Source organism: uncultured Eudoraea sp. (assembly GCF_947260015.1).
In the GTDB taxonomy this organism is placed as follows: Bacteria; Bacteroidota; Bacteroidia; order Flavobacteriales; family Flavobacteriaceae; genus Eudoraea.
The window spans coordinates 36626-50434 of sequence record NZ_CAMYOM010000020.1 but is presented as its reverse complement, the minus strand read 5'-3'; the positions used below and the strand labels follow the sequence as shown (position 1 = coordinate 50434).

Annotated in this window: 13 protein-coding genes; 3 read left to right on the top strand and 10 right to left on the bottom strand. The window is 37.4% G+C overall.

The window, feature by feature from the left end; translation table 11 throughout:
- Nucleotides 1-357 precede the first annotated feature (357 nt).
- A complete protein-coding gene (locus tag Q0X66_RS09910) occupies nucleotides 358-717 on the top strand; it encodes a nicotinic acid mononucleotide adenyltransferase (protein WP_297705860.1) in 360 nt (119 codons plus the stop codon).
- A gap of 74 nt (nucleotides 718-791) precedes the next feature.
- Here Q0X66_RS09910 and Q0X66_RS09905 read toward each other — a convergent pair whose 3' ends face one another.
- The 4 genes from Q0X66_RS09905 to Q0X66_RS09890 form a co-directional block, all read right to left on the bottom strand.
- Nucleotides 792-1193 (bottom strand): carboxypeptidase-like regulatory domain-containing protein, encoded by a 402-nt coding sequence (locus Q0X66_RS09905; protein ID WP_297705858.1) that lies wholly within the window; start codon nucleotides 1191-1193, stop codon nucleotides 792-794.
- Between the two features lie 287 nt (nucleotides 1194-1480).
- The gene (locus Q0X66_RS09900; RefSeq protein ID WP_297705856.1) at nucleotides 1481-2671 is read right to left on the bottom strand and encodes a multidrug transporter; all 1191 of its coding nucleotides are present in this window, start codon (nucleotides 2669-2671) and stop codon (nucleotides 1481-1483) included.
- 21 nt (nucleotides 2672-2692) lie between these two features.
- On the bottom strand, nucleotides 2693-4783 hold the full coding sequence (locus Q0X66_RS09895; protein WP_297705854.1) for a TonB-dependent receptor: 2091 nt from the start codon (nucleotides 4781-4783) through the stop codon (nucleotides 2693-2695).
- 22 nt (nucleotides 4784-4805) lie between these two features.
- Nucleotides 4806-5498 (bottom strand): carboxypeptidase-like regulatory domain-containing protein, encoded by a 693-nt coding sequence (locus Q0X66_RS09890; RefSeq protein WP_297705852.1) that lies wholly within the window; start codon nucleotides 5496-5498, stop codon nucleotides 4806-4808.
- 210 nt (nucleotides 5499-5708) lie between these two features.
- On the opposite strand from Q0X66_RS09890, the gene dgt reads away from it, so the two are divergent.
- A complete protein-coding gene (gene dgt / locus Q0X66_RS09885; protein ID WP_297705850.1) occupies nucleotides 5709-7052 on the top strand; it encodes a dGTP triphosphohydrolase in 1344 nt (447 codons plus the stop codon).
- Here the strand turns inward: dgt and Q0X66_RS09880 are convergent.
- Nucleotides 7049-8146 carry a DUF3078 domain-containing protein gene (locus Q0X66_RS09880; protein ID WP_297705848.1) on the bottom strand — a complete coding sequence of 366 codons (1098 nt, stop codon included), beginning with the start codon at nucleotides 8144-8146 and terminating at the stop codon, nucleotides 7049-7051. The two genes, dgt and Q0X66_RS09880, sit on opposite strands and share 4 nt — an antisense overlap.
- 4 nt (nucleotides 8147-8150) lie before the next feature.
- Nucleotides 8151-9917, bottom strand: coding sequence for a 1-deoxy-D-xylulose-5-phosphate synthase (locus tag Q0X66_RS09875; protein WP_297705846.1), 1767 nt, complete (start codon nucleotides 9915-9917; stop codon nucleotides 8151-8153).
- A 74-nt stretch (nucleotides 9918-9991) separates the two neighbouring features.
- Here Q0X66_RS09875 and Q0X66_RS09870 point away from each other — a divergent pair, with 74 nt between their 5' ends.
- Nucleotides 9992-10441: a nucleoside deaminase gene (locus Q0X66_RS09870; protein WP_297705914.1), complete on the top strand. Its 450-nt coding sequence runs from the start codon at nucleotides 9992-9994 to the stop codon at nucleotides 10439-10441.
- A 59-nt stretch (nucleotides 10442-10500) separates the two neighbouring features.
- On the opposite strand, the gene Q0X66_RS09865 is transcribed toward Q0X66_RS09870, so the two are convergent.
- The 4 genes from Q0X66_RS09865 to Q0X66_RS09850 form a co-directional block, all read right to left on the bottom strand.
- A complete protein-coding gene (locus Q0X66_RS09865; RefSeq protein WP_297705843.1) occupies nucleotides 10501-10695 on the bottom strand; it encodes a cold-shock protein in 195 nt (64 codons plus the stop codon).
- 90 nt (nucleotides 10696-10785) lie between these two features.
- Nucleotides 10786-11049, bottom strand: coding sequence for a hypothetical protein (locus Q0X66_RS09860; protein ID WP_297705841.1), 264 nt, complete (start codon nucleotides 11047-11049; stop codon nucleotides 10786-10788).
- A complete protein-coding gene (locus Q0X66_RS09855) occupies nucleotides 11039-12835 on the bottom strand; it encodes a chloride channel protein (protein WP_297705839.1) in 1797 nt (598 codons plus the stop codon). Before Q0X66_RS09855 ends, Q0X66_RS09860 begins: the two co-directional genes overlap by 11 nt.
- Nucleotides 12836-12891: 56 nt before the next feature.
- Nucleotides 12892-13809: amino acid--tRNA ligase-related protein (locus Q0X66_RS09850; protein ID WP_297705837.1), on the bottom strand; the 918-nt coding region annotated here is incomplete at its 5' end.

The window sequence follows — 13809 nt, the reverse complement described above, 5'->3', positions numbered from 1 at the left end:
ATAACCAAAATAGTTGTTAACATAACGTTAACGCAATATTAAGTTATAAAACAAAAAAACTGCCTTGGCCAAAGGCAGTCATTACAATTCATAAATGATAGTCGACAAAAACTAATATTCAATATGAAATTGCTAATTATAGTGTTTAAACACTAAAGCAAATCTCAAAAAAAGTTATGATGTATATGTAACGTGAAGATTAAATTATCATTAATATCCTCCATAGAGGACACGGCGTAAAATACTATAAATCAATAATTAACGTTTTTAATGTAAAATTAACGTTATGCAAAAGTTGATTTAAGGTTAAAAATATTTATCTTTATGCTAATTAAGAATTACAAAAAAAATGTAAAAATGAAGAAAGCAGTTTTATTTATGGTGATGGCCTTTGTTACAGTATTGGTCTATGGACAGGATAAGAAAGTGCAGAAATTTAATGATGAAACTAACCTAATAGAAGTTACAGACTATCATGATAATGGTATAATAAGCCAGGAAGGGACTTTTAATTTAAAAGGCGAATTGCATGGTGAGTGGATTAGTTATGATGCTTTAGGGAATAAAATGTCTCAGGGTAGTTATGAAAATGGCGATAAGTCCGGCAAGTGGCTTTTTTGGTCCAATAATACCATGAAAGAAGTGGAATACAGTAAAAATCAAATTGCCAGTATTAACGGAATAAAAAATACAACTCGTTTAGCAGACAAAAACTAATAGTTTATCTACATAAATAGCTAATCACATCCCGCATAAAGCGGGATGTTTTATTTTAATATCAAAAATATTTGTTACTTACGCGAACTTTGTTCAGAATTCGCAGTAATGTATGCGGGTTCTTCTGATACTCTTTGCAAACGAGCAATATCCTGAAGATTTATTTTTTTAGTTTCGAGACCATTAATTATCTGAGTAGTTTTATTTTCCTCAATAATGATGGGTACTTCTATAGTCTCATATCCCAAATAACTCACTACCAAAGTGTAGTTCCCAGGATTAATATCATGAATTTCAAAATTTCCGTGAAAATTAGTCTGAACGGTAGTTGGCGTATTTTTGATATTTATGTTAGCGAATAATAAGGGTTCATTATTCAGTTCTTTGTCCAAAATAGTTCCAGCAACAGTTCCCTGTTGTTGAGAAAACATCAGTGTTGTAATGAATAGCGAAAATATTAAAGCTAAATTTTTCATCGATGGCCTTGTTTGTAACGCAAAGGAATGAAGTCGATGTAAATCTAAGGTTACCCTTATATTAAAGTTAGGTAACAAAAAGGTTATCAAAAAGCGGAGCAAAATATGGTCATTGGGAAAAAAGGATCAATGGTGGAATATCTTACTTGAAAAGAATGGCCCTGACCTATTCCCTTTTCCTAAAAAAGTATTGTAAGCACAAGCCCCAATTTAAAGATACAAAGTGTGGGTGCTACAAAAAAAGCCCGGTAATACCGGGCTTTATATAAAAGTGTTTATTTTTTTGATTAGTTAACACCAATAGTCCAACCTGTACCCCAGGCAGAAACATCTGTACCTGTTCCATTACCATCACCTGAAATAAAATCGGCCTCTGTGAACGTATATCCGGTATCATTCTTTAGTTTGGTAGTTACATTGTTAAAAGTAACATCGATAACACCGAGATTTCCATCCAGTACACCCTGACCGGTAGGATTATCTCCAGTATCTCCGTCACAATCAAAGCCTTCGTCAAAATCATTAAGAACTACATTGGTGAATATTCCCTGAGTACCAGCCCTAAGTCGTATTGCCTCACTGGCATCATTAGCACCAACAACAGTTAAATTAGTCACATTTGGAGCAGAGTAATACCCTGCTTCGTTACTAAAATCGGTATTGTATCCATCACATTCAAAAGCTTTATCATGTGATACCCCGTGCTGCACATACACGTCTGTTAGTGTTCCTGTATAGCCTTCAGTCCAATCCATAGAATCATCCTCTGCATTTACAATTACAATATGACTTGCATTTACGGTTCCACCAAAAAATTCTATACCATCATCAGATCCTTCAAAAACCTCAACATAATCAATTGTTGTACCACTGCCAACAGCATATAAAGACAAACCGTTTAATTCAGCATTTCCATCAACGGCTCCACCGGCATATTCAATTCTTACATATTGAATGTTACCCGAATTGTCTGCCGGCGTATTTCCACCGTAAGATAATCCTCCAACTTCTGAAGTTGCGGTATCTTCCGAACCATCAGGGGTTGAATTTATGGGTGCCTTCCCGCAAATGACCAGACCACCCCAATCTCCGGAAGAAGGGCTATTTGCATTTGAGGTCATTATAATTGGATTACTGGCTGTCCCTAAAGCATTTATTTGAGCCCCTTGTTGTATAGCTATATAAGCATTTACGCCAACTGGCTGGGCCTTAATAGTCAGACCGGCGGGGATGGTCAAAGTAGTTCCATCGGCCATTAAAACCGGTCCGGTTATGACATAGTCAATTTCGGAATCCAATACAAGATCTTCTGTATAGACACCGCTCAAATTAACTGTGGTTTCTGCGGGTGGTTCGCCACCTCCTTCTGTGATGTTAGTGACACTGTTATCATTTATAACAATATCCGGGGTATTGTCCTTCTCACATGCAAATAACAGTGCTATGGCCATACCTAAAGATAAAAACTTGTTTTTCATTGTTTTAAGAATTAAATAGAATTAAAATTTATATTTGAGGGTTAGCCCAAAGTTAACCCCGAGCTTATATTCTCTTATAGTAACATCTCCTACCCCTGTATTTTCCCTTACAAAGGAAATATCCGGGTTCAGAATGTTCATAACAGATGCATTGGCTTCAAAGTGCTCACCTATTTCATTTCTCCAAATGAAGTTTAGCGTTGGAACTGCTTTTTCTACTATATTACCCAAACTTCCTGCACCCAGGGAAAATATCCGATCCGAAAAATATGAAAATGATACAGTGGCTTTAGGTTTGTAATTGCCAAACACCGGGCTGTAATTAAGATCGGTATTGACTATAATAGGAGATGCTCCTTCTAAATTATCCGAATCCCTGTCAAAAGAGGTTCCAAAGGTATTATCCTCACCCGCAGGGATGTCTTTTAAATCTTGCTTTGTATTCGTATAAGCGGCATTAAGACCTACAGACAGGACAGGGATATCATCGGAATTAGTTAAAAGGTTCTTCCGTACTTCAAGTTCTACACCGTATATGTCTGCCTGATCTCCCGTTCTGAAATAACGTTGCGTGCCTGTAGCATCTGCTGCCACAACGCGGTTAACCGGATTTTTAATGGTTTTTGAAAAAGCAGCTAAGGATATTATTTCACCCCGCTCCAAAAACCATTCGTATTTTAAATCTAAATTGTATACATCAGAATAAGTAGCTCCTGTACCATTTAAGCCACCTAAAAGGTCGGGATTTCCACCATATCTTATAGTAACGGCTTCATATACAAAGGGAGCAACTTCTTTAAATTCCGGAAATGAGGCTGTTTTACTAAAAGCAAATCGCAAATTAGAATCATCATTTACTGCATAGCGGACATTCAGACTGGGTAAATAGATATTTTCGTAAACTTCACGAAAACCCGGATCATCTGGCCTTATGTTTATTACATCATATTCTACCTTTTGAGTAAAAGATTCTACTCTAAAACCGGGAACCAAAGACCATTTCTCTCCAAGGCTTAATTCTGCCGAGGCGTATACTCCGTGAATATCAAGATTACCGGTATAGGTATTTTCCGGTAACCCTGGTCTGTTCTTATTTCCTATTTCATCTGAAATTGGATTAAGGACAATAAGGTCATACAATCCACTTCCTTCCGGAATATTGATATTTGAAACATCAAAAATAGCGTTGAAATTGTTGACATCAGTAACAGGGGTATTGTCCCGATCAAGTATCTCATATCCATATCTGATGCTACTGAACCTTCGTTCTTTTGTTCTGCCGTTATACCCAAAATTTAATTTTACCTTATCAGATAACTCATAACCTAAATTTATATAACTATTCAGTTCATCGTCTTCAATACTTTGGAAGAACCTCTGATTATCAAAAGGTATATTTGTATAAAAAACGGGATTCGTATTTGTATCACCATCTAAAGCAAATTGATAATTTTCGAGTGTAATTCGTTTTCTATCGGGTTCATCAGAAAACACCGTATTATATCCTATTCCCCAACCCAGCGAAATTTTATCATCAAAATTGTGAATCCCGGTAAGTTGATTTACAAAAATCATGTCCTGGTTAAACTGTACGTTCATTACATAAAACCCCTCATCTGTATTTAATATGGCGTCCCTGTTTGTTCCAAGACCGTTAATTCCAAAATAACCCACTGCATCAGTCGAATTATTTATAAATAATGAGCTGAATTTCACCAAATTATTAGTATTAATTCGATAGCCTATGTTGGCTAAAGCAGTTGTTGTTGTACTATAGGCATATTCACGGACGTTAGGGAAGTCCGTTTTAAGAACATTGGTATAATCACGCGCAGGACCTTCCAATAGTTCATAGCCATTGTTAAAGGATGCTGCCCCAAAAAAGCTTAGGCGGGATTCTTTTCCAAAAGAAAAAGAATAACCACCTTCAATTGCTCCGGAAATGTTTACCGGGCTCCAGGCATCTTGCGGATCTACACCAAACGCCAAAACTCTGTTAAATGGATCTTTACTATACCGATTGTAGAATCCGAAATTGCTCGGGCCCTCACTTCGAACCCAATTTTCACCGGCTGCGTTTGAATTTAATCCACTACCGAGCGAAACCTCCAAATACCCATTTCCTGTGTAATCCTTAGAATCGATATTGACGTTCCCGGCGGCAAAATCCCCATAAAATGTAGAAGTTTTCTATAATACCGGAGGCGAAAATATCAAGGTCAATATTCTTTTTATTAACGTCATTAGAAGGCAATGAAAGTCCGTTCATAGTGGTGTTTTGGTATCTGTCGCCCAAACCTCTTACGTAAACATTGCTTGAACCCTGTTGCTTTGAGATTCCCGAAATTTGAGCAACCGCAGCGGCAGCATTGTCAATTCCCTTAAGCTTAAGGGCTTCCGCACTAATAGCCTCCTGAATAACAAGTGCCTTTTTTTGTTCAAGCAACAATGCTATTTCTGAATCCTTACTCGTTGAAACAGTTATTACGACTTCTTCCAGTGAAACGCTTCCGGCTCCAAGTGCTGTATTAATTTGAGTAACTTTACCGCTCTCGACCACCACATTAGGAATTTCAAGCGTTTCATAACCTAAAAAACTAAATACTAAAGTATACTCCCCAGGCGTAACCCCGGTAATTTCATACAAGCCATCGAAGTCAGAAGTGGTTCCTATAGTTGTATTTTTTATAAGAACATTGGCAAACGCAAGAGGCTCATTATTTACTTCTTTATCTGTAAGCTTACCTACTATACTCCCGGCTTCCTGTGTATGACCTATGAATTGGCAAAGTAAAAGAGTAAGCAGAGCAATAAAAAATTGTTTCATCGAGTTGATTTACATTCTCAGCAGCAAAGAACGCCAAGGGTTGTAAAAGTCGTGTTAGTTCTAGGTTAAACCTTTATTTTGTTTAGGTTACTATAAGGTTAGCAGATTAAGGAAATGTTAAGACATAAATTCCATGTTCAATAATTAGTTCAAAAAGGCTTATTTATTCACCTTTAAAAAACTGTATCTTTCCAATGAAATTTAAGACATATGAACTGGGAACAACTCCTCTCTTTAAAGCGTTTTGGAGATACACATAAAAGACTACGCAATGAGCAAAATGAGACTCGTCTGGGATTTGAAGTGGATTATGACAGAGTAATCTTTTCTGCTGCTTTCAGGAGCCTGCAAGACAAGACACAGGTAATACCACTTTCAAAAACAGATTTTGTTCATACCCGTTTAACCCATAGCCTGGAAGTTTCTGTTGTTGGGCGAAGCCTGGGAAGAATTACGGGTGAAAAGCTATTAAAAAAACATCCATTTTTGTTGGAAACCCACGGGTATAAATTTGGAGATTTTGGAGCCATTGTAGCGGCTGCAGCGCTGGCGCATGATATTGGCAATCCACCATTTGGTCATAGTGGTGAAAAGGCCATTGGGGAATTCTTTAAACATGGGGAAGGTAAAAAATACAAATCACTTTTATCCCAAAAGGAGTATCAGGATATCATTGATTTTGAAGGCAATGCCAATGGATTTAAATTACTCACGGAATCACGTGAAGGGGTATCAGGAGGACTCCGATTAAGCTATGCCACGTTGGGTGCCTTTATGAAATATCCTAAGGAGTCTCTTCCAAATAAGCCAACAACTCATATAGCAGCTAAAAAATTTGGTTTTTTTCAATCACAAAAGGAATTTTTTAAAGAAGTTGCTGAGGAATTAGGACTTCTCCTTACAAGCGAAGGAGCAAACATTGCATATTCCAGGCATCCTTTGACGTATTTGGTTGAAGCTGCTGATGATATCTGCTATACCATAATTGATTTTGAAGATGGAATAAACCTGGGGTTAATCTCAGAAGAATACGCTTTGGAGTATTTGATTAAACTGGTTAAAAACACTATAAATACTAAAAAGTACAATTCATTAACCATTATGGCCGATAGGCTGAGCTATTTAAGGGCTTTGGCAATTAATACGCTAATAGAGGATGCGGTTACGGTTTTTCTGGAAAACGAAGAGGCTATCCTGGCTGGTGAGTTTTCGATCTCGCTTCTGGATCGCAGTCATTACAAGGCGCAGATTGAGGACATTATTCAATTGAGCGTTGACAAAATATATCGTTCACCCGGAGTTATAGAAAAAGAAATCGCCGGCTACAAAATCATTTCTGATATTCTGGAGGTCTATACAGGAGCCCTGGTCAGACAAAAAGAAGGGAAACCTACAAACTATGATAAACTGTTAATAGAAACCCTGCCAGATGCTTACAGAATGACGGAAGGCTCAATTTATACAGTTTTGTTAAATTCCTGTTGTTTTGTAGCTAGTCTATCAGACAGTGCAGCTGTTCATATACATAACAAAATAAGCGGGAAGCAACTTTAAAAATTATACGCTAAGCCAATTGCCAAAACCTGTCTGAATTGGATTTTAGGAACTCCGGGGTCAATTACATTTCCATTGTCAGCGATTACCTGGTCAAAACGGATATCATCATCATAAATAACCTGGGTACCTAAATTGGCCTCAAATAGGTTGTTCACCTTAAATGTAAAATTCAATTCCCAGTCTACATCTATATTCCCAAAACGCCTAATATAATCTGTAAAAAGACTTAGACGATGATTCATAATTATGTTAGTTGCAATTTCTTTCTCCCAGGTATTTGTTACTAATATCCCGAATTCAACAAATTTTGTTGACCCTTTAGTCACCAGATTTCCATCCTCATCAAATATGGCTCTCCTTACCCCAAAAGCGCCTTGGTTTGCAAGCCTTTGATCAAGAACAAAAGTTGCTTTTACAGTAGTAGGAGATAGGTAGAGGCTGAAATTATTGCCGTCAGCCACAAAGGAAGGACCCCCACCAAAAAATAAATATCCCGGAGCCATAAATCTGGAGATAGGGTTGTCTGTGTTCGGATAGTTAAAACCATCTGTAAATTGCGTATTAAATTTGGTATTAATAGAATAATACCATTTATTTAATGTATCCTGGCGATAACCAAAAGAAGAGGTTAGTCTAATTACGTCCTCTGTTTTTCTTGCCTCCCTTCCTTCCTGTACATTAATGCCGTATCTAAGGATTAGCTCGTTATTCCATTTAATGTATCTAAATTTATAATTTCTCATAAATTTCGAGTTTCCTATGGCAGAAATCGCATTTTCACCCCCTGCATTCCAATTAACAAAGGCTACCTCACTTATATTTAATCCCACTTTATTTTCCTTTACCCAAAAAGAAGGAATTTTAAATGGTTTGTATGGTTTGGTAAGTACCCCAGTATCTTCGAATGAAACAACCGGATTAATAAAACGCACTCCTCTGGGTACCGCTTTAATTTTGTATTGGGTAGCCCGGATGACAATGGTATCAATTTTCGTAGTATCTATTGCTATGCCTGAAGGAATAGTATCCTGCAGGTAGGCATAAGAGCAGTATAATAATAACAATCCGAATAAAAATAACCTTCTTGTCATACTATTATTTCAATAACTCCAGGATAAGTTTTTTAATGGATTGGTCATCAAGATGTGCCATTTCATGTAATTGTTCTACTGTTCCATGTTCAATGAAAACATCATCTATTCCGCATATTGAAATAGGGATAGGGTTATTTAGAGAATTTGCAAATTCCAGGATCGCGCTTCCAAAGCCTCCAATTTTACAACCATCTTCTACGGTAATTATCTGCTCATAGGTTTCAAAAATAAAGTGTAACATTTTCTCATCCAAAGGCTTGGCAAAACGCATATTGTAATGACCTAATTTTCCTGGCATATTCAGGTCCATAATGAGCCGGGAAACAGTGTTCCCGATGTGACCTAAAGATAGTACAGCAATTTTATTGCCTTGGGTCAATTCTTCGGCGACTCCAATTTCCATTTTTTGGAAAGGTTCTTTCCAATTAGCGGTGGTAGCACGTCCTCTGGGGTAGCGAATAGCAATTGGCCCTGAAAGGCCATCTTGAATTGTATACATGATATTGCGGAGTTCTGCCTCGTTTAAGGGTGAAAAGATAATGAGATTTGGGATACACCGTAAATAGGCTAAATCATAAACTCCGTGATGTGTAGCACCATCTTGCCCGACTAATCCCGCTCTGTCCAGAAAGAATGCTACCGGAAGATTCTGTAAAGCAACATCATGAATTACCTGGTCGTACGCTCTTTGTAAAAAGGTAGAATAAATGGCACAAAATGGCAATAATCCTTCAGCAGCCATTCCTGCCGCCATAGTAACAGCATGTTGCTCCGCGATACCAACGTCAAAAGCCCTTTCCGGAATCTGCTCCATCATAAACTTTAAAGAACTTCCGGTAGGCATGGCGGGTGTAATGCCAATAATTTTATCATTTTTTAATGCCAGTTCTACAAGCGTTTGGCCAAATACGTCCTGATATTTAGGGGGCTTAACTTCAGCTTGTGTGGATATTAGATCACCGGTTTGAATATTGAATTTACCCGGAGCATGATAGGTAACCTGATTTTCCTCTGCTTTTTTTAAACCTTTCCCCTTAGTGGTAATAATGTGGAGTAATTTAGGTCCTTTTACAGTTTTCAATCTTTTTAATTCTTTTATTAAAAGAAGAACATCGTGACCGTCAACCGGGCCCGTATAGTCAAAATTTAGGCATTCAAAGATATTTTCATCTTTTGCCGTACCCTTTTTGACATTAGTCAGGTATTTTTTAAGAGCCCCCACACTCGGATCAATGCCAATCGCATTATCATTGAGAATTATAAGAACATTCGTATTTGTAACACCGGTATGGTTCAATCCTTCAAAAGCCATCCCACTGGCAATAGAGGCATCACCAATAACTGCTATATGTTGTCTTTTATTATCTCCTTTTAATTTTGATGCAAGAGCCATCCCCAGGATCGCAGAAATTGAAGAGGAACTGTGACCAGTTCCAAAGGGATCATACTTGCTTTCATCTCTTTTTGGAAAACCACTTATTCCACCCAGTTGCCTGTTCGTGTGAAAGACATCTTTACGTCCTGTGATAATTTTATGGCCGTAAGCCTGGTGACCAACATCCCAGATTAATCTGTCAAAAGGCGTATTGAATACGTAATGTATTGCCAAAGTTAATTCCACCACACCCAGGCTTGCACCTAAATGTCCTTCTTTTACGGCTACGATATCAATTATAAAATTCCTTAATTCCTTGGCAAGAAGAGGTAATTCATTCGCTTTTATTTTGCGAAGATCAGAAGGATAATTAATAGTATTCAGTAGTTTCATAGGAAGTAACAAATGTACATTAATTCATTTTTTGTTATAACCACATCTATTCCTAATATTGCAGTATTATGTCTATTGATTTTAAATTTGACGATACTTATTTTATGAAAAGAGCATTGCAGGAGGCCGCAACTGCTTTTGAGAAAGGTGAAGTTCCTATTGGAGCAATAATTGTTGTTCAGGATCGAATAATTGCCAGGGCACACAATTTAACCGAGCAGCTTAACGATGTAACGGCTCATGCAGAAATGCAGGCGATTACAGCTGCTGCTAACTTTTTGGGGGGAAAATATTTACATAATTGTACCTTGTATGTAACTCTGGAACCTTGTCAAATGTGTGCTGGCGCACTTTTTTGGAGCCAAATTCCAAAGATTGTGTTTGGAGCTTATGATCCTCAAAGGGGTTTTTCTGCTTTAGGAGGGCAATTGCATCCAAAAGCTATTATCTCAGGAGGTATATTAGAAGAGGAGTGTTCAGAAATATTAAAACAGTTTTTTATACAGAAACGCGGTTTAAATTAGGATCAAAAAAAATCCCTGATATGACATCAGGGATTGTAAAAATTCAAAATAAAATATCGTTATCCGATTACTTGTACTTGTCCCGCAACCATGCCCTTTCTTCCTTCTTCTTCTTCGTATTCTACTTTGTCGCCTTCGTTTAGTTCCACTCCGTTCAATGCTGTGGCATGAACAAAGATGTCCTTTCCGGTGTCGTCGTTGGTAATGAACCCGTATCCCTTGGATTCATTGAAAAATTTTACAGTTCCTGTCATTAAAATAAGTATTAAAATAAAAAAATTACGATACTAAAGTATGATTTTTTAGGCAGACCCCTTTAAAGAAAAGATAAAATTCGACCAAAATTATTGATTTTCAGATTTTTTAGGATCTTTACCTTGCATTTTCCGAATATTTTCTTCATTAAGCATATAATCCTTTACTTTTCTATTTTTACTCTCCTTTATAAGAAATAGGGGCATAGCTATTAAAAACAGCCCTACAGTACCAAATCCAATGCATTTATTGGCTACCTGAGAATGTTCTTCTTCCAGTGAAAAGCCATAAATTATTGACCCCAGTGACGCTAGAACAATTAATAATACGATGTGTTTGAGTTTAACCGGCATCTTCCTGTGTAAAGTTAATCAACTTCCTTCTATAGGCAGTTAGCAACTTGGATTTAGAGATGAAACCCCAATATTTGTCATCTTTTATTACCGGAAGGTTCCAGGCACTGCTATCCTGAAATTTTTGCATTACTTTCTTCATTGAATCTGTTTCATAAAATATAAGTTCAGGGGCATTGTGCATAAAGGATTCAACCTTTATTTTGTCATAGATAGTTGTGTCAAACATAAATTCCCGGATGTCATCTAATAATACTATACCAACAAGAGCATCATTGGCATCAATAACCGGAAATATATTTCGTGTAGATTTTGCAACAGTCTTATAAACCAATTCTCCAAGAGTCATTTCCTGCCTAATGGTCTTAAAATCCTGTTCTATAATTTCATCAAGATGCATTAAAGTAAGTACGGCTTGATCTTTATTGTGTGTGATAAGGGCTCCTTGTTTGGCCAATTCACGTGTATAAATGGTATAATCAATTGCATTTTTTGTTAGAAGAAAGGAAATTGCGGAAGTAATCATAAGTGGTACAAAAAGTTCGTAGCCACCAGTTATTTCGGCAATTAAGAAGATAGCAGTTAAAGGTGCGTGTAGTACCCCGGCTATAAGCCCCGCCATACCAATTAGGGTAAAGTTACTTTCATTCACATAAAGCCCAAACCCCAAATTATTGATGACTTTAGCCATAACATTTCCTAAAGCGCTTCCCATGACCATAGTGGGAATAAAAATACCCCCGGAACCCCCGGCAGCAAAAGTTGTGGTCATAGCAACAGCTTTAAAAATTGTAATTCCAAAAAGAAGGGCTATTACTACCCAGATATTATTGATGTAGCTGTCAAAAGGTGTTTTGCCCAACGCAACAATATGTTCTCCATGCAAAAGATTATTAATAAAACCAAAGCCTTCACCATAAAGCGGAGGAATAAAATAGAGCATAATACCAATGGCTAACCCCCCAACCAAAAGTTTATATTTTGGACTCTTGAATCTTTCAAAAAAGGTAAGTATCCCAAAATACATCTTTGTAAAATAAATAGATGCAATAGCCGTACCTACACCCAAAAGGATATAGAAGAAGGTGTCTTTTATTTCAAATTTTTCTGTTATAGAAAAACTAAACAAAGATTCATCGCCAAGAAAGAAATAGGAAGTAAGAACCCCTGAAATGGAAGCTAACAATAAGGGAAGCATGGAGATCATGGTTAGATCAAGACTAAAAACCTCCACCGCAAAAATAATGGCTGCTATTGGGGATTGGAAAATAGAGGCAATAGCTCCGGCCGAGGCACAGGCAATAAGAAGAGATCGCGTTTTGGCATTAATATGTAATATTCTGGCTACATTAGAACTTATTGCCGCTCCTGAAGCTACGGCAGGGCCTAAAAGTCCAACAGATCCTCCAAAACCCACCGTTAAAGGGGCAGTTATCAAAGGCAGAAGTATTTTCTTAGCACTTATTATTCCTTTCTTTTTTGACAAAGCAAAAAGAACGGAGGAAATAGCATGCTCCAATTTTGCCTTATGAACAAATTTTACATAAAGATAAACCAGTGTAAGGCCTATAATTGGGGTTACAAAATATAGTTGATAATTGGAAATGACTATTCCCTTTTCTAAAAGAGACTCTATAAAGTAAGTTGTGTTTTTAAGTGTAACTGCGGCAAGCCCGGCTAAAAACCCAACCACCACGCTCATTAACTGGGTAAAGGTCTTATTAGAGATGTTTTTGTACCTCCATTTAAGAAACCTGGTAAATAAGGTTGTTATTCGGCTGGGCATTACTTGACTATACGTTTAAAGGTATTAAAAAATGCCGCCTTTAGACGGGATTGATGTTAAGTTTGAATATCCAATTTTAAATTAAGTTCCTTTAATTGTGCATCATCAATAAAGGCAGGCGCATCAATCATGACATCCCTTCCACTATTATTTTTTGGAAATGCAATAAAATCTCTTATAGTTTCCTGTCCTCCAAGAATGGCCACAAGCCTGTCAAGACCAAATGCAATTCCCCCATGTGGAGGAGCGCCATATTGAAAAGCATCCATTAAAAAACCAAACTGTGCCTTTGCCTCTTCCTCTGTAAACCCAAGATGCCTGAACATGGTTGCCTGGATTTCTTTGTCGTGTATTCTGATTGATCCACCTCCAATTTCATTTCCATTTAATACCAAATCATATGCATTGGCTCTTACCGCAGCTGGATCTGATTCTAACAATTCTAGCTGTCCGGGTTTAGGAGAAGTAAATGGGTGATGCATAGCATGGTAGTTACCTGTTTCATCATCTAATTCCAATAATGGAAAATCGATAACCCACAATGGAGCAAATTCTTTTGGATTTCTAAGCCCCAGACGTTCTGCCATTTCCATTCGCAAAATACTTAACTGAGTTCTGGCTTCTGTCTTGTTTCCTGAAAGAATACATATAAGATCCCCTGCTTTTGCCCCTGTGATTTGGGCCCATTTGGATAGGTCTTCCTGCCCATAGAACTTGTCAACAGACGATTTATAACTACCATCCTCATTACATTTTACATATACCATTCCTTTAGCGCCTACCTGTGGCCTGCGCATCCAATCTATGAGTTTGTCTATTTCTTTTCTCGTATAGGATGCGGCACCGGGTACGGCAATTCCAACAACCAACTCAGAGGAATTAAACACATTAAAATCTTTGTGCTTGGCTACGTCGTTTAATTCGCCAAATTCCATTCCAAAACGAATGTCTGGTTTGTCATTGCCAAATCTTTT

What these genes read in the sequence shown, in the direction of transcription:
- Q0X66_RS09910 (WP_297705860.1), top strand. Translation starts at nt 358, where the DNA reads ATGAAGAAAGCAGTTTTATTTATGGTGATGGCCTTTGTTACAGTATTG.
- Q0X66_RS09905 (WP_297705858.1), bottom strand. Translation starts at nt 1,193, where the DNA reads ATGAAAAATTTAGCTTTAATATTTTCGCTATTCATTACAACACTGATG.
- Q0X66_RS09900 (WP_297705856.1), bottom strand. Translation starts at nt 2,671, where the DNA reads ATGAAAAACAAGTTTTTATCTTTAGGTATGGCCATAGCACTGTTATTT.
- Q0X66_RS09890 (WP_297705852.1), bottom strand. Translation starts at nt 5,498, where the DNA reads ATGAAACAATTTTTTATTGCTCTGCTTACTCTTTTACTTTGCCAATTC.
- dgt (WP_297705850.1), top strand. Translation starts at nt 5,709, where the DNA reads ATGAACTGGGAACAACTCCTCTCTTTAAAGCGTTTTGGAGATACACAT.
- Q0X66_RS09880 (WP_297705848.1), bottom strand. Translation starts at nt 8,146, where the DNA reads ATGACAAGAAGGTTATTTTTATTCGGATTGTTATTATTATACTGCTCT.
- Q0X66_RS09875 (WP_297705846.1), bottom strand. Translation starts at nt 9,917, where the DNA reads ATGAAACTACTGAATACTATTAATTATCCTTCTGATCTTCGCAAAATA.
- Q0X66_RS09865 (WP_297705843.1), bottom strand. Translation starts at nt 10,695, where the DNA reads ATGACAGGAACTGTAAAATTTTTCAATGAATCCAAGGGATACGGGTTC.
- Q0X66_RS09860 (WP_297705841.1), bottom strand. Translation starts at nt 11,049, where the DNA reads ATGCCGGTTAAACTCAAACACATCGTATTATTAATTGTTCTAGCGTCA.
- Q0X66_RS09855 (WP_297705839.1), bottom strand. Translation starts at nt 12,835, where the DNA reads ATGCCCAGCCGAATAACAACCTTATTTACCAGGTTTCTTAAATGGAGG.